Annotated in this window: 19 protein-coding genes; 7 read left to right on the plus strand and 12 right to left on the minus strand. The window is 67.9% G+C overall.

All coding sequences use genetic code 11. The annotated features are described in order from the left end of the window. Positions 1–215 precede the first annotated feature (215 nt). A complete protein-coding gene (locus A5773_RS16720; RefSeq protein WP_067791651.1) occupies positions 216–1,526 on the plus strand; it encodes an NAD(P)/FAD-dependent oxidoreductase in 1,311 nt (436 codons plus the stop codon). Between the two features lie 7 nt (positions 1,527–1,533). Here the strand turns inward: A5773_RS16720 and A5773_RS16725 are convergent, their stop codons facing one another. Further along, complete coding sequence (locus A5773_RS16725; protein ID WP_067791653.1) at positions 1,534–2,070, minus strand: DUF1360 domain-containing protein; 537 nt, start codon at positions 2,068–2,070, stop codon at positions 1,534–1,536. Between the two features lie 77 nt (positions 2,071–2,147). Then, entirely contained in the window at positions 2,148–2,531 is a 384-nt protein-coding gene (locus A5773_RS16730) for a helix-turn-helix transcriptional regulator (protein WP_067791655.1), read from the minus strand. Positions 2,532–2,677: 146 nt separating this feature from the next. Here A5773_RS16730 and A5773_RS16735 point away from each other — a divergent pair, with 146 nt between their 5' ends. Further along, positions 2,678–3,127: an Hsp20/alpha crystallin family protein gene (locus A5773_RS16735; protein ID WP_066947923.1), complete on the plus strand. Its 450-nt coding sequence runs from the start codon at positions 2,678–2,680 to the stop codon at positions 3,125–3,127. Positions 3,128–3,220: 93 nt separating this feature from the next. Next, positions 3,221–3,901, plus strand: a complete 681-nt coding sequence (locus A5773_RS16740) for a PAS and ANTAR domain-containing protein (protein WP_066947878.1) — start codon at positions 3,221–3,223, stop codon at positions 3,899–3,901. Here the strand turns inward: A5773_RS16740 and A5773_RS16745 are convergent. Next, the gene (locus tag A5773_RS16745; protein ID WP_067791657.1) at positions 3,896–5,278 is read right to left on the minus strand and encodes a wax ester/triacylglycerol synthase family O-acyltransferase; all 1,383 of its coding nucleotides are present in this window, start codon (positions 5,276–5,278) and stop codon (positions 3,896–3,898) included. The genes A5773_RS16740 and A5773_RS16745 overlap by 6 nt on opposite strands. Before the next feature lie 108 nt (positions 5,279–5,386). On the opposite strand from A5773_RS16745, the gene A5773_RS16750 reads away from it, so the two are divergent. Next, positions 5,387–5,647 (plus strand): hypothetical protein, encoded by a 261-nt coding sequence (locus A5773_RS16750; protein ID WP_156744861.1) that lies wholly within the window; start codon positions 5,387–5,389, stop codon positions 5,645–5,647. 25 nt (positions 5,648–5,672) lie between these two features. After that, on the plus strand, positions 5,673–8,078 hold the full coding sequence (ppsA, locus tag A5773_RS16755; protein WP_066947866.1) for a phosphoenolpyruvate synthase: 2,406 nt from the start codon (positions 5,673–5,675) through the stop codon (positions 8,076–8,078). 97 nt (positions 8,079–8,175) lie between these two features. Here the strand turns inward: ppsA and A5773_RS16760 are convergent, their stop codons facing one another. The 5 genes from A5773_RS16760 to A5773_RS16780 form a co-directional block, all read right to left on the minus strand. Beyond that, complete coding sequence (locus tag A5773_RS16760) at positions 8,176–9,063, minus strand: 3-oxoacyl-ACP synthase (RefSeq protein ID WP_066947861.1); 888 nt, start codon at positions 9,061–9,063, stop codon at positions 8,176–8,178. Next, positions 9,047–10,162, minus strand: a complete 1,116-nt coding sequence (locus A5773_RS16765; RefSeq protein ID WP_066947916.1) for a 3-oxoacyl-ACP synthase III family protein — start codon at positions 10,160–10,162, stop codon at positions 9,047–9,049. Before A5773_RS16765 ends, A5773_RS16760 begins: the two co-directional genes overlap by 17 nt. A 25-nt stretch (positions 10,163–10,187) precedes the next feature. Next, complete coding sequence (locus tag A5773_RS16770) at positions 10,188–11,186, minus strand: NAD(P)H nitroreductase (RefSeq protein WP_082948272.1); 999 nt, start codon at positions 11,184–11,186, stop codon at positions 10,188–10,190. 98 nt (positions 11,187–11,284) lie between these two features. Then, positions 11,285–12,745, minus strand: coding sequence for a bifunctional aminoglycoside phosphotransferase/ATP-binding protein (locus A5773_RS16775; RefSeq protein ID WP_156744863.1), 1,461 nt, complete (start codon positions 12,743–12,745; stop codon positions 11,285–11,287). A 15-nt stretch (positions 12,746–12,760) separates the two neighbouring features. Continuing rightward, positions 12,761–13,648, minus strand: a complete 888-nt coding sequence (locus tag A5773_RS16780) for a universal stress protein (protein WP_067791802.1) — start codon at positions 13,646–13,648, stop codon at positions 12,761–12,763. Positions 13,649–13,790: 142 nt separating this feature from the next. On the opposite strand from A5773_RS16780, the gene otsB reads away from it, so the two are divergent. Then, on the plus strand, positions 13,791–17,465 hold the full coding sequence (gene otsB / locus A5773_RS16785) for a trehalose-phosphatase (protein ID WP_232001870.1): 3,675 nt from the start codon (positions 13,791–13,793) through the stop codon (positions 17,463–17,465). Positions 17,466–17,588: 123 nt separating this feature from the next. Continuing rightward, positions 17,589–18,395: a universal stress protein gene (locus tag A5773_RS16790; protein ID WP_067791664.1), complete on the plus strand. Its 807-nt coding sequence runs from the start codon at positions 17,589–17,591 to the stop codon at positions 18,393–18,395. Between the two features lie 6 nt (positions 18,396–18,401). On the opposite strand, the gene A5773_RS16795 is transcribed toward A5773_RS16790, so the two are convergent. From A5773_RS16795 to A5773_RS16810, 4 genes are all read right to left on the minus strand, one after another. Next, positions 18,402–18,770: an STAS/SEC14 domain-containing protein gene (locus A5773_RS16795; RefSeq protein ID WP_067791666.1), complete on the minus strand. Its 369-nt coding sequence runs from the start codon at positions 18,768–18,770 to the stop codon at positions 18,402–18,404. A gap of 34 nt (positions 18,771–18,804) precedes the next feature. After that, entirely contained in the window at positions 18,805–19,683 is an 879-nt protein-coding gene (locus tag A5773_RS16800; protein WP_067791668.1) for a universal stress protein, read from the minus strand. An 11-nt stretch (positions 19,684–19,694) separates the two neighbouring features. Continuing rightward, positions 19,695–20,228, minus strand: a complete 534-nt coding sequence (locus A5773_RS16805; RefSeq protein ID WP_197507886.1) for a GNAT family N-acetyltransferase — start codon at positions 20,226–20,228, stop codon at positions 19,695–19,697. Between the two features lie 87 nt (positions 20,229–20,315). Continuing rightward, positions 20,316–21,962 carry a GAF domain-containing protein gene (locus A5773_RS16810; RefSeq protein ID WP_197507890.1) on the minus strand — a complete coding sequence of 549 codons (1,647 nt, stop codon included), beginning with the start codon at positions 21,960–21,962 and terminating at the stop codon, positions 20,316–20,318. Positions 21,963–22,066 lie beyond the last annotated feature (104 nt).

A 22,066-nucleotide genomic window follows, 5' to 3' on the forward strand; every position in this document is an offset into this window, starting at 1 on the left:
CGAAACGCCGCTTTAGCGGCACCGGCGTTTGAGCGGATGCTCGCTGTCGATCAACGAGTTCGCGATGTTGGTGAGGAAGGCTTGCTGCGCACCGGCCCCGCATGCACGTATTGCGTTGCTATTAAACATTTTTGGGGGCCCTCGCTGTGGTTGTTCCAGTGAAACCACGACGGGTGCCCCGATCCGCTCGGGGCACCCGTCGTAGACTCGGATTGGTGACCTCGATAGTGATCGTTGGCAGCGGCTTCACCGGATTCACCTGCGCGGGCCGTCTGGCCCGAATCCTGCGGAGACGGCGCGTGCAGGCCGACATCACGATCGTCTCCCCGGTGGATTACATGCTGTACACGCCGTTGTTGCCCGACGTCGCCGGCGGGGTGATCGATGCCCGGTTCGTGGCGATCCCCCTGGCCAACAGCCTCAAAGGCGTGCACGCGGTGCGCGGCCGCGTGGATGGTGTGGACTTCGCCCGGCACACGCTGAGATGGTGTGATCCCGAAGAGCGCAGCCACACCATGGCCTGGGATCGGTTGGTGCTCACGCCGGGTTCGGTGACAAGGCTTCTCGATGTTCCGGGCCTCGCGACGTGCGCGCGCGGGTTGAAGACCACCGCCGAGGCCCTATACCTACGAGACCATTTCGTGGAGCAGCTCGAGCTGGCCAACATCGAGGACGACCCGCAGGTGGCACAGGCCCGGCGCTCCGTCGTCGTGGTCGGGGCCTCCTATTCGGGCACCGAACTGGTGGCACAGCTTCGGGCGCTGGCCGACGCGGCCGCCAAGCAGATGCGCTTCGACCCCGCCGCCGTCCGGTTCGTGCTCCTCGATCTGGCCGAGCAGGTGATGCCCGAGGTCGGCAAGAAGCTGGGCGATGCCGCGCAGAAGGTCCTCCGCCGGCGCGGGATCGACGTCCGGCTCGGCCTCACGCTCAAGGAAGCACACGGCGATCACGTTGTGCTCAGCGATGATTCGCGCATCGACACGCGCACGGTCGCCTGGGTGACCGGTGTCACCGGAGCGCCGCTGATCCAGGATCTGGGGTTGCCGACCGAGCGGGGCCGACTCAAAGTCCAGCCGGATCTGCAAGTGCCGGATCACCCCGACGTCTTCGCGGCCGGCGACGCGGCCGCGGTCCCCGACCTGACCCAGCCGGGAAAGATCACGCCGCCCACCGCCCAGCACGCCACCCGCCAGGGCAAGGTGCTGGCCCGCAACGTGGCGGCCAGCCTCGATTATAGCACGCCCAAGCAATACAAGCACCGCAACCTGGGCCTGGTGGTCGACCTGGGACCGTGGCAGGCGGTGGCCAACCCGCTGAACATCCACCTCTCGGGCCTGCCGGCGAAGGTCGTCACCCGGTCGTATCACCTGTACGCGATTCCGCGGGGCGTCAACCGGTGGGCGGTGTCGCTGGCCTACCTGACCGACGCGCTGTTCGCCCGGTCGGTGGTGTCCATCGGGCTGTCCTCCGAGGAGGACGCACAGTTTGCGGCCAGCGAGGGCATCCCGATGCCGAAGACCGGCTGAGCGCTGCTCAGCCCCCGGCCGACTGCTGCGCCATCGAGTAGGCCAGCTGCAGGAAGTCGGCGCCGGTCAACACGGTGAAGACGCCGGCGATCAGGCGGGTGAAGCGCGGGGCAAAGACCAAGCCGATGGCGAAGCCGGTCGCCACCCACATATCCAGGCAGAACGGGCACGTCAGCAGTTCTCCCACGCTGTGCCGCAATGGGCTTTCGTCCCGGACCTCCTCCATGACCTCGGCCGGGCCGCCGCTGCCCGCGAAGCGGGTGAAGGGCGCGCGCAACGGGCTGGTCACCGCGTCTTTGGTCAGCGTCCGCGAGAGCTTGTGGGTGCCCAGGGTGACCGTGATCAGGTCCTGGATCCGCCACCGGGTGGGCAACGTCCGCCCGGTGAGCAGCGCGGCCGTGGTCGCGACGGCCACCACGGCGGTGTAGACGAGCAGCACCGCCAAGTATCCGCCCAACGGACGAGGCTCGTCGCCGCGGTATTCGTCCGCTTCGCGCCGTGCGCCGTCGACCACGTGGGTCTTGGCTTCCGCCACCTCTCCCATTGCATCTCCTTCAGCTCAAGGGCACAGCAGGCTGTGTACCCGAACTCGGTGAGCGCAATCGGAGGGTCGCGGTGCCCTCAGCCGGCCCCGTCGCCGGGTTCGCCGGCCTCCTGCGTGACCTTCGCGGTTTTGGCGGCCTTCCGCAGGGTCTGGTTCGTGGACCGCAGGTCGGTGTTGGCCGCCGAGAGCGTCGCGTTGTGGTCCTCGAGGTCCAGGATCCGGGCGACGCCGGCCAGGTTTATGCCTGCGCCGACCAGCTCGCTGATGCGTTTGAGCCGGGCCAGGTCGTCGGCGCTGTAGCGGCGGGTTCCGCCGTTGCTTCGCGCCGGCGCGAGCAACCCATACCGCTCGTACAGGCGCAGCGATTGCACCGGGACGCCGGAGAGCTCGGCGGCCACCGAGATGCCATACACGCCGTGATCGGGCGCCGGGACGCCGGAATCGCCGCGTTGGTCGGTCATCACCCGTCTCTCCTCGAAGCTGTCTGGCCTAGAAAATCTATTTATCACACTTGCATAACTATGTCGACAGTGATATATCAAATCTATGTCATTGGACATAGGTAATAGCCAGACCACAGCCTAGATTGGAGTGAGAGGTGACCACCATGCTGATGCGTTCCGACCCCTTCCGTGACCTCGATCGCTTTGCCCACCAGGTGTTCGGTACGGCCGCCCGGCCGGCAGTGATGCCGATGGACGCATGGCGCCAGGGCGAGGAGTTCGTCGTCGAGTTCGACCTGCCCGGCATCGACGCCGAGTCGCTCGACATCGACATCGAGCGCAACGTCGTGACCGTGCGCGCCGAGCGGCCCGCCGTCGACCCGAACCGCGAGATGCTGGCCACCGAGCGCCCACGCGGGGTGTTCAGCCGGCAGCTGGTGCTCGGCGACAACCTCGACACCGACAAGATCGAGGCGTCCTACCGCGAAGGTGTTCTGCGGCTGCGCATTCCGGTGGCCGAACGGGCCAAGCCGCGCAAGATCACCGTCGGGCGCGGCGACGGGCAAACGGCCATCAATGAGAACGCCTCGCAACGCGAGGTCATCAACGCCTGATGTCCGGCGGACGGGCGGCGGCGCGGGTCCCTGCAGAAACACACGGGCCGCCGCCTTCCTCCGGTTCAAAAACCCAGGGAGAGCAGGTGCGAGATGAAGTGGGAACTGGACGGCCAACGGGCTAACGTCGAACAGGCGTTGGCCGGCGGCGCCGCGCAGCCGGCCGGCTGGTTTCGCTTCTACTTCACCGACCAGCGCTGGGAGTGGTCGGAACAAGTGCAGCGGATGCACGGGTATGAGCCCGGCAGCGTGACGCCCACCACCGATCTGGTGCTCTCGCACAAGCATCCGGACGACCGCGGGCAGGTCGCGGCCACCATCGAACAGATCGTCAACACCCGGCAGGCGTTCAGCACTCGCCATCGAATCGTCGACACCGGCGGGAATGTGCGACACGTCGTCGTGGTGGGTGACCGGTTCTTCGACGACGACGGCGACGTCGTTGGAACGCAAGGGTTTTACATCGACGTCTCCCCGGTCACGGGACAGGTGGCGGAGGAGATCGTCAGCGCCAGACTGGCCGAGATCAACGGGAACCGGGCCGGGATCGAACAGGCCAAGGGCATGCTGATGCTGATCTATGGCATCAGTGAGAGCGCGGCCTTCGAGTTGCTCAAATGGCTTTCACAGGAAGCGAACGTCAAGTTGCGGCCGCTCGCCGAGCAGATCGCCGAAGACCTCCGCGGCGCCCGGTTGCGCTTCGATGCCCAATCGGAGATCGACCATCTGCTGCTGACCGCGCACGAACGCGTCACCGAGCCCGCCGCGTCATGACGCCTTGCGGCGCCGGGTACGGGCGGCCGCAACCAATTGCGCCATCCCCTTCTCGATGCCGGCGGCGAGCGCGTCGATGTCGGGCGCCGTGTCGTAGTCGGCGGTGATGCCGAAGACGAAACTATCGGCGTAGCTGAGCATTCCGATGCCGGTGCGCACCTGCAGGGCGATCGGGGCAACCGGCAGGAGTTCCAGCACCCGGCGGCCCATCAGCCGCTGGCGGCTTCGTGGGCCGGGAACGTTGCTCGCCAAGGCGACTACCGCGCGTTGAGGGAAACGCGAGAGCAATCGAATCGCCCACGCCGACAGCGCAAACGGGGTGCGCTTGGCGGCCACCACCACCGCGCTGCCGCCCTCGCTCTGACCGCTCGCCTTGGCGTGGGTGAGCCGGTCGTGCACCAGTTGCAGCTGCCGCACCGGGTCCGCCTCGTCGACGGGCAGCAGCGGCAGCATCGCCGAGACCCGGTTGCCGGCGACATTGAAGTGATCCACCGCGCGGACGGAGACGGGGACGAGCGTGCGCAGCGAGTCTCGGCCCGGTTGTTCCCCCCGCGCCAGCAAGACGGCGCGATAACTGTTGGTAATCGCTGCCAGCGCAACGTCGTTGAGCGTGACTTCGAATGCCCGGGCGACCTTGTTCATGTCCCTCAGCCGGGCGCGGGCCACACTGTACCTCCGCATCGCGGTAACCGGCCCGTTCAGCGAAGATTGGGGGGCGGGGCGCATCAGTGCTGTGGTCAGCTCGGCCGCACCGATCGCCGCGTGTTCGGCCGCGGTCAGGGCGCCGAACGCGCTCCGCCCGATTCCACTCGCCCAGTTCAAGGGATTGAGGCTGATCTTGGACAGCTCCGGCCCGCGCCGAACCGCCTTCCGGGCGGCGCCGACGTCGACCGCAAAGGTGCCGCCGTCGCCGTCGTCGCCGAACTTGGCGAACAGCTGCGTCATCGCGATGCCGTCGGCGATGCAGTGGTGAATCTTGGTGAGCACCGCCCACCGGTTTCCGCTGAGCCCCTCGATGATCCAGGTCTCCCATAGGGGGCGCTCACGATCGAGCCGGCGTTCCATCAAGGACGCGATCATCTCGAACAGCTCCGGGTCGCGGCCCGGTTGCGCCAGCGCGACGCGGTGCAGGTGACGCGCGAGGTCGAAGTGGGGGTCTTCCGTCCATTCGGGCGGCCGCAGGTCGAGTGGATGGGTGTGCAGGATCTGCCTGCAGCGCGGTACCGCCGCCACCCGCTCGGCGAATTCGGCGACGAACTCGTCGTAGGTCGGGATCGGTCCCTCCACGATCGACACGCCGCCCACCGCCAGGCTGACGTGCGGGTCGGAGTCCTCCACCTCCAGGAAGCCGGCATCGAGCGCGGTCAATTGCTCCATGGTGCTACTTTCCGCGCCGCAATGCCCTGCTGGCAGGGCCGTAAGTCCCCAACTACTGAGGTCAAACGGCGGCTGTGGCGGCGCGCCCCCGGCCATATCGTGAGGGGGGTGACGGGAGAGCAATTGAGCAGCGAGGCAGATGCTTTCGCCGCCGCGCCCCGCACCGACCTGATCGCACCGCGCAGCCGAAGGGCAAGCGGGTGCTGGTGGTTGTGCGACGGTCCCGAGTACGCCGCCTCGCTGCGGCGAAACCGGGGGCTGCCGGCTGCGCCCGGCGGAGAGGAGCCGGCGTCGTTAATCGCCCGGGAACGGGCGGACTACGCCTGGATCATGCGAAAAGCGAACAGCGGTAACTACGAAGCGTATTGATGCAACCCGCCGAAGGAAGAACACCATGAGCGATTTCACCTACATCCGCTTCTTCGAAGAAATCGGCATCGAGGACGTCCCGCTGGTCGGCGGGAAGAACGCCTCGCTGGGCGAGATGTTCCAGAAACTGACCGGGCAGGGCGTGCGCGTCCCGCACGGTTTCGCGATCACCGCCGAGGCCTACCGGCACGTGCTGGACAGCGCCGGCGCCTGGGGCGCGCTGCACGCCGCGCTCGACGATCTCGACCCCGACGACGTCACCGCGCTGGCACGTAAGGGCAAGCAGGCCCGCGAAATCGTCTACGGCGCAGGGCTTCCCCCGGAGCTCGCCGCCGAGATCACGGCCGCCTACCGGCAGCTTCAAGAGGAATACGGCGAAGACGTCAGCCTGGCCGTGCGCAGCTCGGCGACCGCCGAAGACCTGCCGACCGCCAGCTTCGCCGGCCAGCAGGAGACCTTCCTCAACATCAAGGGCACCGAGAGCCTGCTGGACGCCTGCCGCCGGTGTTTCGCCAGCCTGTTCACCGACCGGGCCATCCACTACCGGGTCGACCAGGACTTCGACCACTTCAAGGTGTCGCTGTCGATCGGCGTCATGAAGATGGTGCGCTCCGACCTCGCCTCATCCGGGGTGATGTTCACCCTGGACACCGAATCCGGCTTCCACGACGTCGTATTCATCACGGGCGCCTACGGGCTCGGCGAGAACGTGGTCCAGGGCGCCGTCGACCCCGACGAGTTCTACGTCCACAAGCCGACGTATCAGGCCGGCCACCGCGCGGTACTGCGCCGGCTGATCGGGGACAAGGCGGTCAAGATGATCTACGTCGAGGGGGAGACGAAGAACACCGTCCGCAACATCCCCACCCCGAAGGCCGACCGGGCCCGGTTCTGCGTCACCGACGACGACGTCCTCGAGCTGGCCGGCTACGCCTGCGCCATCGAGGGCCACTACGGGCGGCCGATGGACATCGAATGGGCCAAGGATGGTCTCGACGGGCGGCTCTACATCGTCCAGGCGCGGCCAGAAACCGCGGCCTCCCAGCGCAGCCTGACGGTCATCGAAAGCTACGTGCTCGAGAGCAAGGGCACCGAGGGCAAGGAGGTGCTCGCCGAGGGCCGCTCGGTCGGCGAGAAGGTCGCCACCGGCATCGCCCGGCGGATGGACAACCTCGGGAAGCTGTCGGAGTTCCAGCCCGGCGACGTGCTGGTGGCCGACGTCACCACGCCCGACTGGGAACCCATCATGAAGATCGCCGCGGCCATCGTCACCAACCGCGGCGGGCGCACCTGCCACGCGGCGATCATCGCCCGCGAGCTCGGCATCCCCGCCGTCGTCGGCGCGGGTGACGCCACCACGAGCGTGCCCGACGGCGAGGTCGTCACGGTGTCGTGCGTGGAGGGCGACACGGGGCGGGTTTACCGCGGCGAGTTGGGCTTTCGCGTCGATCGCACCGAGGTGTCCGACCAGGAACGCCCGCACACCGAGATCATGCTCAACCTCGGCAACCCGGATCTGGCGTTCAAGACTTCGTTCTTGCCGAACGACGGCGTGGGGCTGGCCCGGATGGAGTTCATCATCAACGAGTACATCCGGGTGCACCCGCTGGCCCTGCTCCACCCCGACCGGGTGGACGATCCCGAGGCACGGCGGACCATCGAGACGCTGACGTACGCCTATTCCGACGGCGCCGAATTCTTCGTGGAGCGCCTGTCGGAAGGGATCGGCACCATCGCCGCCGCCTTCTGGCCCAAGCCTGTCGTCGTGCGGATGTCGGACTTCAAGACCAACGAGTACGCCAGCCTGGTCGGCGGCAGCGGCTTCGAGGCGGCCGAGAGCAACCCGATGATCGGCTTCCGCGGCGCCTCGCGCTACGCGCACCCGGCCTACGCCGAGGGATTCGCGCTGGAGTGCCGGGCGATGAAGCGGGTACGCGAACAGATGGGGCTGACCAACGTCGTGCTGATGTTGCCGTTCGTGCGCCGGGTGGCCGAGGCGGACCTGGTCCTGGCGGAGATGGCCAAACACGGTCTGCGCCGCGGGGAGAACGGGCTCAAGGTGTACGCGATGTGCGAGATCCCCAACAACGTCATCCTGATCGACGAGTTCGCCAAGCGCTTCGACGGCTTCTCCATCGGATCCAACGACCTCACCCAGCTCACCCTCGGTGTCGACCGGGACAGCGAGATCGTGGCCTTCGACTACGACGAACGCGACGAGGGCGTCAAGGAGATGATCCGCCTGGCCGTGGAGGGATGCCGCCGCAACGGGATTCACTCCGGGTTGTGCGGTCAGGCGCCGTCGGACTACCCCGACATGGCCGAGTTCCTGGTTCGCTGCGGCATCGACTCGATCAGCCTGAACCCCGACGTGGTGGTCAAGACCACCCGGCAGATCCTGGACCTCGAGGGCGCGGTGCAGCTGCAGTGAGCCGCCGCGCCGTCGCGCGCCGAGATTGCCGTGACGGCTGTGGTTGAGGGCGCATGCACGACCCTGAGTGCAATCTCGCCGAAGGTCGCGGGGATCCTCAGGGTCGCGGTGGCTGGCGATACAGGGCGGCGCCGGCGACGACGTCGGCCCCGGCCGCGACGAACACGACCCGCGCGCCCGCCGGCAACCGCTCGGCCCGCTGCCCGAACGCGGCGGCCAGGGCGGCGGTGTGCATGCGTGCGTCGTCGGCGACGCTGATCGCCTCGACCGGCAAGCCCAGCCGGGCAGCCAGCGCGGTGCGGTATCCGGGCCGGGCGGGGGCGGCGACGATCGCGTCGACCTCGGACAGCCGAACTGACTGCTCGGCAAGGCACGCCGACACCGCCCGCCCGGCCGCCGCCGCGAACCGCTCGTCCATCGCCGCCGACTCGGAGAAGCGCAGGACGTTGCGGGAGTCGGCGAAACCCACCGTGGCGCTGAAGTTTTCGTCGCCGGCTTCACTCGGGTCGTTCACCCAGGATACCCGGCTGAGGCCGTAGTCGTCGTCGGACCAGCCGCACAGCATCGCCGCGCCGGCGGCCGAGAATCCGAAGTGCTCACTCATCCCGTGCCCGGGGTCGGCGTCGCTGGCGACCACCAGCGCGCGCCGGATGGCGCGGCTGCGCATGAACCCGTCGACGATCTGCAGCGCCGTCAGCAGCCCGCATGTGCCGTTGGCGATGTCGAACGAGAAGGTGCCGTGGGCACCGGCGTGCGGGTCCTCCGGGTTGGCGCCGATGTCGTCCTGGATCAGCGCGGCGAGCGCCGGCTCACCGAGGTTGCGGTCGCGGTAGATGCCGGCGTTGACGACGAGGTCGAGGTCTTTCGCCTCGCATCCGGCCCGCTTCAGGCAGTCCTTGGCGGCGACGACGGCCAGGTGCAAGGCGCTGTGGCGCCCCCGCAGCCGCGGATGCGAGACGTCGATCCGATCAATCACCGTTCCCATAGCGGCTCACCACATCCTCGTCCAGGGTCAACAAGACCACACCGATCTCCAGTCCGGAGGCCAACGCCAGCAACGCGATTCGCTCCCCGGGCCTGATCCGCCCGGCCTCGAGTTCCTCGACGAGCGCCACCGTGTGGGTGGTGGAGGCGGTGTTTCCGTAGCGGTCGACGGTGATCACCGCGTCGTGGCGCGGGCTGTCACCGAACACCTCCGACATCCGGGCCATGCCCTTGCGGATGGCGCGCGCGGACGTCTGGTGGGTGATGACGTGGTCGATGTCGTGGATCGAAAGACCAACGGTGTCAAGCACTTCGCTCAACAGCAGCGGCGTGTCGGCGATCGCGGCCTTCTGGATGGCGCGGGAGTTGGTGAACATCCGCGCCCCCGGGTCGTCCCCCTGCGGATACGCCAGGCAGAGCCGGCTGTAGTCGGCGACGGTGGTGAAGCCCGCCAGGGCGATGCCGGCCGAACCGGCCGGTGCCCGCTCGAGCAGCAGCGCCGCGCCGGCATCGCCCAGCGTCAGGCAGGCCAGCTCCTTGCTCATGATGTTGCGGATGTGCCGGGCGGCGTTGTTGGAAAGCTGCGAGATGTACTCGCCGCTGACGACGAGCCCGCGCTCGACGACGCCCTCGCGGATCCAGTTATTCAAAATCGTTACGCCCGTGAGCATTCCGGCGCACGCGTTGGACACGTCGAACGTCATCGCGTTCACCGCCCCGATCCCGCGCGCCACGGCGCTGCTCATGGTCGGCTCGAGCCACTGGGTCAGCCCGTCGCGGAACTTGGTGATGCTGCAGCTGATCACCACGTCCAGCGCCGCTGGATCCTGCTGCGCGGTGGCCAGGCAGTTCAGTGCCGCCGAGCTGGCCAGGGTGTAGGAGTCCTCATCGCCCACCGACACCCGGCGTTCGCGGATCCCGGTCAGCCGTTCCAGGTCGATGTGGGTGCGGTGGCGGGTGGACGCCATAAGCTCGTCGGTCGTCAGGTGGGTTCCGGGCAGATGCCGGCCCGCGGCCGCGACCCGCGCGACGAAGGGGGCCGCACCGTCCCTCCCGGTTGTTTCCCCGGTTGTTTCCATCACCAGCCAGTGCCGAGTCATCGATGCCACCTCCTTCGCATTTCGGTCACCCACGCATCTCGAGGACTTCGGTCACCGGACGCCGGGCGGTGCGTTTCGCGCGTGGGTCCGTGGCCGGTGACCGGCCGACCCGGATCAGCAGCTGCGGCTGGCCGGAGCCGCCGGTGACCTGCCTGATGATGGCGCGGCTCAGCGACATCTCCGTCATGTGGGTCAGCGTGCAGGTGGCCATGCCGGCCAAAGTGCATTCGAGCAGCACCGCCGACAGCGCCTCACCGCAGCGCAGCACTTCGGCCGGCGCATCGTCGTCATGGGTGGACAGGACCACGATCTTGGAATGGTCCTGATCGATCGCGGCGCGGCGGCGGCCCCCGCCCGCCGGCGGGAACGCGCGGGCGATGTCCACGCGCTCGGCCTCTGAACTGGACAGCAGAGCGCTCTCGGGCACGTGGTCACCGTTCGCTTCGAAGGGCGAGGTCCACCAACGTAATTCGGTCAGGTAGGAGGTATCGCTTCGGCGCAACTGCTCGGTGAGCCGCGACGCCTCGGCCAGGCTCGGTCGCTCGTCGTCGTCGACCACGTCCAGCAACACGTCGTACGGGGTCACCGCGCGGCTCAGGGCCGAATGCAGCGTGGGCCACGCGGTCGGTGCGCCCAGGGGCAGTCGGTCGGTGCGGCGCCGCAGGATCGCGTCGGCCCGCAGCCGGCACTGCGCCGTCACGTTCTGCACGGGCAAAAAGCCCACACTCGCGAGGTGATCCGGTCTGCCCTCGGTGGGAAAACGTTCGGTGACGCTGTCCCAGCCCGCGGCGGCCATGGCGACCCGCAGGTGGTCGAGGACGGCGCCGCAGCTGAGGATCAGCTCCCGGCCGGTGTGGTCGGTGGCGTGCATCGCGTGGCGCGGGTCGGCCCACAGGTGCAGCCTCGTGCCGTCCGCCACCCACCGCCAGGGCTGGCTGTTGTGCAGCGAAGGCGCGCGGCAGGCGAGCGTCACCGCGTCCCGGATGACCTTCGCTGTCGGCACTTTCGCGTCCATCTCCACCATTTCGTCGACTTCGCTGAGGCAAACTGTATGCCCCACGCGGCGGGTGCGGGCAGGGCCGTTGGTCCCCGACGGCCGGGACGTTGGAACCTCCTGGGGTGTTACGTCGCGCGCCCCCAGAGGTCGTGCACCTCGCGAGCGACGAGGTCCGCGCGCCGCGAGGTATCGATCCGGTGCGCGCCGTCCCAGTCGGCGTACCCGGCGGCCAGGGCGGCGGCGATCTCCGGGGTCACCTCCGAATTGCCCGCGGGCCTGGTTTTGATCCGGTCGGCCGCCACGTCGGCCGTCGCCGAGCACACGAATTCGACGAGCGCCGAGTGCGTCTCGGTGGCCAGCCGGTGAGCCTCCTCGCGCGTCCGCGGATCGCGCCAGGTGCCGTCGAGGATCACCGAGTGGCCCTCGCCCAGCAACTGCCGCGCGCGGCGCAGAGTGGTCTCGTAGACCACCGCGACCTGGTCGGGGCTGTAGAGCCCGGCGTTCAGCACGCCGGGCTCACCGGCGATGGCACCCGACTCCCGAAGCTCCCAGCGCACATCGTCGGTGGAAATAAGCTGCGCCGCATACGATTCGGCCAGCCCCCGGGCCACGGTGGACTTTCCGGTGCCCGGGTTGCCGCCGACGAGCGCAAGCCGAACGGTGCCGCTCTGCAGGTGCCGGGTGGCGATGGCCAGGTGGCGGGCGGCGTCGTCGGATGCGCCGGGGCTGCCCTGCGAAACCCGGACGCAGTCCACCTTCGCCCGCACCGCGGCCCGGTAGGCGATGTAGAAGTCGGACAGCGCCCGCGGCGGCGCCCAACCCGCATGCTCGGCGTAACGCTGCAGGAAGTAGTCGCCGAAGTCCTTGTGGCCCAAGAATTCCAGGTCCATCGCGAGGAAGGCGGCGTCGTCGATGCAGTCGACGTGGCGCAGCCGGTCGTCGAACTCCAGGCAGTCCAGCAGCGCGGGGGTGCCGCCGACCCAGAAGATGTCGTCGGCGAGCAGGTCGCCGTGCCCATCGACGATGCGCCCATCGCGGATGCGCCGCGAGAACAGCCCCGCGCGCCCGGCAATGAACTGGGACGCGAGGCGCTGCACATGAGCTACCTCGCTTTCGGCTATGCCCGGAATCGATTTGTTCGCATACCGTTCCAATTCGGACAGGTTCTCCCGCCAGCGCCACTCGATCGCGGCGGCATCGCCCTGGGCGTCAATCCGCTCGCCGCGCTCGGCGCGTTCGTGGAAGCGGGCCAACACCGCCGCCACCGCGTCCAAAACTCGGTGCACGGACTCTGAAGTGTCGTGGGCCACCAGGTGGGCGAGGCGGTCCTCGTCGCGGTAGCGCCGCATGACAACGACCGGCTCGGCCTGCCCGCCGAGCGGGTCGGTGAGGTGGGCGACGCCGAGATAGCTCTCGGGCGAGAGCCGGCTGTTGAGCTCGAGCTCCCGGCGGCAGGCGTGCTCGCGCTGCTGCGGTAAGCGGAAGTCGAGAAAGTCGGTCAGCACCGGCTTCTTGGCTTTGTATGCGCGGTCACCGGCGAGAATGACGACACCCGTGTGGGTTTCGTGCACATCGAGATACGGCACGGCGGCGGCGCGACCCTAGGACGGCCGCGCGACGACCACCGGCATCCGGACCGAGTGGACCACGGCGTTGCTGACCGAGCCCAGCAACATGCCGGACAGGCCGCCGCGGCCATGGCTGCCCACGACGACGAGTTGGGCGGATTCCGACTGTTCGATGAGCTGGCGGGCCGGCCGGTCGGAAACGACGACCCGGTTCACGGTCACGTCGGGATAGCGTTCCTGCCAGCCGGCCAGTTGTTCGGCCAGGCTCCGCTCGGCTTCCGCCCGCACGGCCGACCAATCCACTCCTGGCAGTTCGAAGACGTCGACGTCACTCCAGGCGTGCAGCGCCGTCAGCTCGACACCACGTCGCGACGCCTCGTCGAAAGCGACGGCCACCGCAACGTCCGATGCGGGTGAGCCGTCGATGCCCACGAGCACCGGGGCTTGCTGGGGGTGTGGCATGAGCGGGTCTTCGTCGCGGATGACCGCGACCGGGCAGCGCGCGCTGCGGACCACGCTGCTGCTCACCGAACCCAACAACAGCCTGCCCATCGCCCCGCGTCCGTTGCTGCCGACGACGATCATCTCGGCCTCTTTGGACATCTCGACCAAGGTGGGCACCGGGGGCGCGCACCTCAGCTCGCTTCGGACGTCGAGCTTGCGGTCCGTGGTGACGGACTCTTCGGCGATCTTGACCGCCTGCTCGAGGACCTCCCGGCCTTGCTCCTCCTGCCACACCGCCACGCCGGTCGACAGTGGCAGGGCCGGATACATCGGCACCAACGCGTTCACCATGTGGACCACGGTCAGCGGGACGTGTCGCATCGCGGCGTCACGGGCCGCCCAACAGACGGCGGCGTTCGAGGCCGGCGACCCGTCGATTCCGACGACGATGCCATGGTGGTTTGCGAGTACGGACATGGTGTTCTCCCTCTCCTTGCCCAAAACGCTATGGCGGGAACGGCCGTCGATCATGAGGCTTTAGTCACCAACCGCATGGCCATCAGGCCCCCTTGCGCCCAAGGGCCTTGACCAGCGCCGGTGCTGTGGCATCGTCACAGAGGTGACCGAATGGCCTGTCACGGTCGATAGGCGCTACCACGACGCGGTGATTCTCGGGCTCGACTGTGTTGTCGTGGAGCCGGCACCGGGGGTGGTTGAAGCCCGCGGTTCGACCGCCGGATTTCTGCAGCGAGTGCGCGACGTCGACGTCGCCACCGCCGCCTATTCGTCCACCCGGGACTGCGAAGCCGTGCTGCGCGCCGCGGGGGTCGACGAACTCGTCTGCGCCGCCGGCGCCGGCGAGCGCGCCGATGCGGCGCTGACCATGACCGTGGCGCGCCTGGGCGTGCGGCCGGGCCGTTGCGTCCTGATCGACTGCAGCGACGCGGGAATCGCGGCCGGCCGGGATGCCGGCTTCGGCCTCGTCATCGGTCTGGAGCGCAACGGAGGAGTCGGCGAATTGCTGTCCCGCGGAGCGGACATCGTCGTCGGCGATCTTGCCGAGGTCTCGGTGCAGTCCGGCGGCAAACCGTTGTCCACCATCGCCGACGCGATGGCTGTCTACAGCCAGTTGAAGGAACTGGTGGCCAGCCGGCGCCCGGCGGTGTTCCTCGACTTCGACGGCACGCTGTCCGAGATCGTCGCCGAGCCGGAGGCCGCCACCCTGGTCGAGGGCGCCGCCGAAGCGCTGCGCGCGCTGGCTACCCAGTGCCCCGTCGCGGTGATAAGCGGCCGCGATCTGGGCGATCTTCGCGAACGCGTGAACGTCGAGGGAATCTGGTACGCGGGCAGTCACGGCCTCGAGCTCGTGGCACCGGACGGCACCCACCACGAGAACGCCGCGGCCATCGGTGCCACCGCCGCCCTGGCACGCGCGGCCCACCGACTAGCGGAGCTGCTCGGCGACATCCCCGGAATCCGCTTGGAGCACAAGCGCTTTGCCGTCGCGGTTCACTACCGAAACGTCGACCCCGAACAGGTCGACCACGTGATCGCGGCGACACGCAAGCTCGGCCGATCCCAGGGCCTGCGGATCACAGCGGGGCGCAGACTCATCGAACTTCGGCCCAGCCTCGATTGGGACAAGGGCAGGACGCTCAACTGGATCCTCGAACACATCGAGGGAACGGGCAGCGGCACCGTGCTACCGATCTATGTCGGCGAAGACCTTGCCGACGAGGACGCCTTCGACGCCGTCCAATTCGACGGCATCGGAATTGCGTTGCGGCACAACGAGGACGGGGATCGCCCCTGCGCCGCGCTGTTCAGCCTGGTGAGTCCGTCCGCAGTGTGTGATTTCATCCGGCGCCTGGCCAACGATCTCCACGCGGCGGCCGAGCCAAGCGATCCGTGGGAGCTGGTCTACGAGGGATATGACCCCGCGTACGAGCGACTGCGCGAAACACTGTGCACCGTTGGTAACGGCTACGTCGCCACCCGTGGCTGCGCCCCGGAGGCTACGGCAGCCGAGGCGCATTACCCGGGGACGTATGTGGCCGGCGTCTACAACACGCTGGTCGATCGCATCGCCGGCCGGACCATCGAGAACGAAAGCCTGGTCAACCTCCCCAACTGGCTCTCGCTGACCTTCCGGATCAACGGCGGTCCTTGGTTTCACATTGACGACACCGAATTGTTGTCCTACCGGCAGACGTTCAACCTGAGGCATGCGACGTTGACCCGCACCCTGCGATTCCGGGACGGCGCGGGCCAGATCACAGCCATGACCCAAGAACGGTTCGCGTCCATGGACCAGCCGCACTTGCTCGCCATGCAAACCACGATAGTTGCTGAGAACTGGTCGGGCACAGTCGAATTCCGGTCAGTGCTGGACGGCAACGTGTGCAATAGCATGGTCGAGCGCTACCGTTCGTTGTCGAGCACGCACCTCGCGTCAACCGTGGTCGACGAGTCCGCGGCCGACTCGGCGATATTGCGCACCGAAACGTCGCAATCACGCATCAGCATCGCGGTGGCCGCGCGCAGCACCGCGTGGTGCGACGACGCTCGGGCCGTTGCGCAATACAAAATCGTGCGGGAAGCCGGCCGCGGCGGGCACGACATCCAGGTCGCGCTCGCGGTGGGGCAATCGGTCACGCTGGAAAAGGTCGCGACCATCTTCACGAGCCGGGACAGCGCCATCTCGGAACCGGCGAGCACCGCCCAGCTGCACCTCGACTCCGCCGGCCGATACGCCGAGCTGCATCGTCAGCATGCCCGGGCGTGGGCTCTGCTGTGGGAACAATGCGCCATCGGCCTGGCCGACGGCACCGACAGCGCCGACGCGCTACGCATCCTGCGGCTGCACTCGGTGCACCTGCTGCAGACGATCTCGCCGCACACCGCCGACCTCGACGCCGGCGTCCCCGCGCGGGGCCTACACGGCGAGGCGTACCGCGGGCACGTTTTCTGGGACGCGTTATTCGTGGCCCCGGTTCTCGGCGTGCGAATGCCGAACGTCACCCGGTCACTGGTGCTTTACCGGTATCGGCGGCTGCCCGAGGCCCGCCGCGCAGCGCGGGTGGCGGGTCACCTCGGCGCGATGTATCCCTGGCAGTCGGGTAGCGACGGCCGAGAGGTCAGCCAGGAGATGCACCTCAATCCGCAGTCCGGGCGGTGGAACCCGGATCCGAGCGGCCGCGCGCATCATGTCGGTCTCTCCATCGCCTATGACCTCTGGCAGCACTATCAGGTGTCGGGTGACCGCCAGTTGCTTGTCGACTACGGGGCCGAGATGCTGGTGGAGATCGCGCGGTTCTGGGCCGGTCTGGCGAAACTGGACGAGACCCGCGGACGCTACACGATCCGTGGCGTCATCGGACCCGATGAATTCCATTCGGGTTACCCCGGCAAGGAATACGACGGCATCGACAACAACGCATACACCAATGTGATGGCCGTCTGGGTGATCATGCGGGCGATGGACGCGCTCGATCTGTTACCGCTGCGGGACCGACTCGATCTGGTGGCGAAGGTGGATCTCACCGCCGACGAACTCGATAGGTGGGACCGCGTGACGCGCCGGATGTTCGTGCCCTTCCATGACGGTGTGATCAGCCAGTTCGAAGGTTATGCCGAACTGGCGGAACTGGATTGGGAGGAGTACCGGCGGCGGTACGGGAACATCCAGCGGCTCGACCGCATCCTGGAGGCCGAGAACGACAGCGTCAACAATTATAAGGCGTCCAAGCAGGCCGATGCGCTGATGCTGTTCTACTTGCTGTCGTCGGACGAGTTGCTGGCTCTGTTGGGCCGGCTCGGTTACCGCTTCGCGCCCGAGCAGATCCCGGAAACCGTGGATTACTACCTCAAACGCACTTCCCACGGTTCCAGCCTGAGCGCCGTCGTACATGCGTGGGTCCTCACCCGTGGCAACCGGCATCACGCCATGAAGTACTTCGTGCAGGTATTGGCTTCCGACGTCGCCGACATCCAGGGCGGCACCACGTCGGAAGGGATACACCTGGCCGCGATGGCCGGCAGCATCGATCTGCTGCAACGGTGTTTCACCGGACTCGAAACCCGCGACGACCGGCTGATCCTCAGCCCGCAATGGCCGGATACGTTGGGCTCCATCGAGTTTCCCTTCCTATATCGCGGCCAGCGGCTACACCTTCGGGTCAGCGGGCGAGCAGCCGAGCTGACCTCCGAGGCGGGCAACAGTGCATCGGTCGCGGTGGAATGCCGTGGCCGATTGCAGCAGCTGGCGCCCGGGCACACGGTCGAGGTCGCCTGAAGCCGGGGTGACCAATTCCTCCGAACGTGGGTCGAACGACCCTGCTGAACCAAGCCGTCTGCCCATAACGTGGCCAGTGACGGGCCATCGATGTCCCGGTGGTCAGTCATAGAGGAGGACTTGATGAACAATCCGCAGTCGTCGCAGCGGATCGTGGTAGGTATCGACGGCTCGGACGCCGCGATCAATGCGGCCAAATGGGCAGCCGCCGAGGCCGTCAGCCGCAACATCCCGCTCCGGCTGATCCATGCCATACCGCGACGGCGCGCGGGTGACGACGGCTTGGACATCGAATACGCCCAATCGTCGTTGCGCGCCGCCGACGCGGCACTGCAGGAGATGGGCATGCCGGTCAAGGTCGAATGCGACGTCGTCCGCGGTTCCTCGGAGGACGCGTTGATCGACGAATCACGCGACGCCGCAATGGTGTGCGTGGGTTCGGTGGGGACTGGTTGGGTGGCCCGCAAGGTCCTCGGCTCGACCGCGCATACCCTGGTGAAGAAGGCGCACTGCCCGGTGGCCGTCATCCGGAGCAGCCGCGACGGCGCCGATCCGGATGGCGGATACGTGGCCGTGGCCGTCGAGGAGTCGGACGCCAACGATGCGGTGCTCGAGCACGGGTTCCGCGAGGCACGCCTTCGTGACGCACCGATCTTGGCGATGGGCGTCTGGCGGTGGGGCCTCGGCGAGATTCCCTACCACCAGCTCGATCAGCGGCTCGGACCCTGGGTATCGCAGCATCGCCAGGTGCACGTCCAACCCGCCGCGGCGAGGCGCGGGGCTGCCGAATTCCTCACGCGCACAAAAGAACCCGTTCAGCTCGCGGTGGTGGGCAGCGAGGATGCCGACAGGGTCGCCCGCATGGTCGGGCCGATCACCCCGCATCCGGGCGGTCACACCGGATGTTCGGTGCTCGTCGTCCGCGACTGACGGCGGCTACCCGGCCGCCCAATCCTTGGCGCGGTCCAGCTCGTCAAGTGAGAACACGGCGATCTCGCCGGGAACCATCCACGCCACTGCGTGCAGGACGGGAGCGACCCAGTCCTTGTCGGAGACCACCGCGATCCGCTTGAACGCCGAATGGTGCGGCAGAACGGTGCCGAAGTCCAGCTTGAGATCCTCGAGGAACCCACCCGGCCCGAATCCCTCGTAGTCGGACGCGATGACCTCGACGATCCTGACCTCGCCCGTCTGGAGCACCTGGTCTATTTCGGGCTTGAAGTCGCGCAGCTCGTCACCGCGCAGCCGGCCCGACACGCGGATGCCGATCACTTTCTCCGGCATGTCCGGGAGCAGCTCGATCATGGGAAGCCTCCTTTGCGGGCATCGATCCTGATTGTCAGCGGACGACCAGCACGGGCACCCGCGCCGACTGGGCCACCGCCGAACTCACCGAGCCGAGCAGCATGCCGGGAAACCCACCCCGGCCGCGGCTGCCGACCACCACCAGTTGGGCGTGTTCGGATTCCTTAAGCAGCCATTCGGACGGCTTGTCGCAGAACAGTTTCCGCTCGACGTGCACGTCGGGATAGCGTTCTTGCCAGCCGGCCAGGCGTTCGGCGAGGATCTCGTGCGCCTCTTGCTCCCGGTCATGCCAGTCCATGCCGAGGATGGGGAATACGCCCACGTCGCTCCACACGTGCAGGGCCACCAGCCCCACCCCGCGGCGCGAGGCTTCGTCGAAGGCCAGGGCGGTCGCCTCTTCGGAGGAAGGGGATCCGTCGATGCCCAGCACCACGGGCGCGGCGGGGTCCGGGTCCGCCTTGTCGCCGGTGTGGATTACCGCGACCGAGCAATGGGCGTAGTGCACGAGCCCCGTGGTTACCGAGCCCAGCAGCAAGCGGCCCACCGCTCCCAGTCCCTGGTTTCCGGCGACCAGCACCCAGGCCTTCTTGGAGGCCTCGATCAGCGCCGGGACAATGGCGGAATAGACCGTCTCGGTGTGTATTTCGGGCGATTCGGACGCGCCCAGGCTGGCGCTGAGTGTTTTGCGGGCCTGGTCGATCACATGCTGAGCGCTGTCCTGTTGCCAGTCGGGCATCTCGGCATACAGTTGCCCCACCGGCCAGCCGACCACGATGGGCGGAACGACGTACATCAGCGTGATCGGCAGGTCACGCATGATGGCCTCGCGTGTCCCCCAGGCGACGGCGGCGTCGGATGCGGCCGACCCGTCAACACAAACCAATACTCCGTATTCTTTCGCGTCTGCCGTCATTTTCCGCTCCTCTACGCCGGCGTTTCGTCGAATTGGGGCAGCTCGATCTCGAGGTGCCGAATGGATCCGTAATCGATTGGCCGGCAAGGCCAGCCGAGATCGAAGAAGACCGTGAGCATGAGGTGGTTCTCGCCGAGGACGTCCGCGACGAATCGCCCGATTCCGTGGGCGCGGGCGATCGGGGCCAGGTGCTTGAGCAGGGTCGTGCCCACGCCCACCGAATGGTCTTGGTGGGCGACCACGACCGCGACCTCGGCCGCGTTCCGGTCGTCGACGACGACGTAGTGGGCCACGCCGATCAGCCGATCGGCGTCGAAGGCACCGAGGGCGTACAACCCGTCCGCCGGCTCGGTGAGCTTGGTTACGAGTTCGTGCAGCGGCGACAGCTGCAGCGTGAAGAAACGAAAGTACCGGTCGTGATCGGACAGGTGTTGATGCAGCGCCGAAACGGCCTCGGCGTCGGCGACGGTCAAGGGACGCAACGACACCAGGCGGCCATCAAGCAACCGAGCAGTAGCCGCGGCGTCCACCGATCGATTACTCACAATCTCCGACGATATTGCGCGGCGGCGCGGCCGGGCAGGGCCGTTAGACCCCATGGCCCCTCCCATTGGTCCCGTTCGGGGCGACCGCTATTGGTCGATCAGCGGGGCCACCCAGTGCACCCGGGTACCACCCTCCGGGGGGCCGGTGATCTCGCAGGCCCCGCCCAGTCGTTCGGCGCGGCGCTTCATGTTGGCCAGGCCGCTGCGCCGCGTGTTGCCGTGGGGTATGCCGGAGCCGTTGTCGACGATGTCGAGGACGAACATGTCGGCGACGCTGATCTCGACGGTCAGCCGCGATGCCCCCGAATGACGCAGGGCATTGCTGACCGCTTCTGTGCTCACGGCCTCGGCGTGGTCGGCAAGCTCGCCGCCGACGGCGGTCATGGGCCCGTGCATGCGCACGGTGGTCACGATGTCCCGGTTCTCGGTCAGGTCGGCGACCACCTGTTGGATGCGCTGCCGGAAGTCGTTCTTACCCGAGGGGGATTTCAGCTGGAAGATCGTCGTGCGGATCTCCTCGATGATGGTTTGCAGATCGTCCAGCGTGCGGTTGAGCCGGTCGGCCACCTCCGGGGAGCGCGCCCGGGCCAGGGTTCCCTGCAGGTCCATGCCGGCGGCGAAAAGCCGCTGGATGACGTGGTCGTGCAGGTCGTGGGCGATGCGTTCGCGCTCGGCCAGGATGGTCAGCTGGCGCGCGTCGTCGCGGGCCGACGCGAGCACGAGCGCCATCGCGGCATGTGTGGCGAAATCGCTGACCAGATCGAGGTAGCTGTCGTCGAAGGGTGCCTCGTGGCTGCCGCGGGCGATGGCGATCACGCCGACGACTTCGTCGCGGGCGCGCAGCGGCATCAGGATGGCCGGCCGCTGCCCGACATCGGTGAATGCCTGAATCGGGTACCGCAACGTCTCGGTGATCAGCGCTTCGCCGGACCGGAAAACGGCCCCGCTGGTGGAACCCTCCACCGGGACCTGTTGGCCTACGACCTCGGCGGCGTGCACGCCCACCGCCGCCGAGACCACCAGCGTGTCGACCTCGTCGTCGGGCAGGTCGGGATCGGCCGGCACCAGGACGATCGCCTGCTCGGCGTCGGTCAGGGCCCGGGCACGTTCGGCGATCAGCTGCAGCGGGCGCCGGTGCGGCTCGGCGCTGGACAGCAGCGCGGTGGTGATCTCGCGGCTGGCCTCCATCCACTTCGCGGCCGTCCGCTCGCGTTCGAACACCTGCGCGTTGTCGATCGCGATCGCGGCGGCGAACGCCAGGGCGCGAGCGGCCACCTCGTCGGACTCGGAGAATGTCCGCTGCGGCTCGACGTGGGTGAGGTAGAGGTTGCCGAACACGGTGCCTCGAATGGTGATCGGCACCGCGAGGAAGCCGCGCATCGGGGGGTGGTGCTCGGGAAACCCGACGGCGGCCGGATGGGAGGTCAGGTCGTCCATCCGCAACGCCGGCGTGTCCATCACCGACAGGCTGAGCAGGCCCTTGCCCACCGGCAGGTGCCCGATTTTGGCCACCGTGTCGGCATCCATCCCCTCGTGGACGAACGAGAGCAGGTTGCCCTCGGGGTCGCGGATGGCCAGCGCGCCGTAGGGGGCGGAGGCCAACCTCCTGGCCGCGCCAATGATCCGGTGCAGCGTGGCGTCGAGGTCGAGGCCCGCGCCGATCTCGAGGATGACCCGCAGCAGCTGTTCCATCTGGTCGCGGGCCGCCAGCATCTCGTCGAGTTGCTGGTGCATCCTGCTGACCAGGCCCCGCTGGCCGAGTCCGGCGAATGCCGAGCCGCCGTCGTCGCTCGTCACCCCGATAGACCTCCGCCACACACCAAACGCTTGAATATCAA

The organism is Mycobacterium sp. 852014-52450_SCH5900713, from assembly GCF_001667075.1.
Classification (GTDB): Bacteria; Actinomycetota; Actinomycetes; order Mycobacteriales; family Mycobacteriaceae; genus Mycobacterium.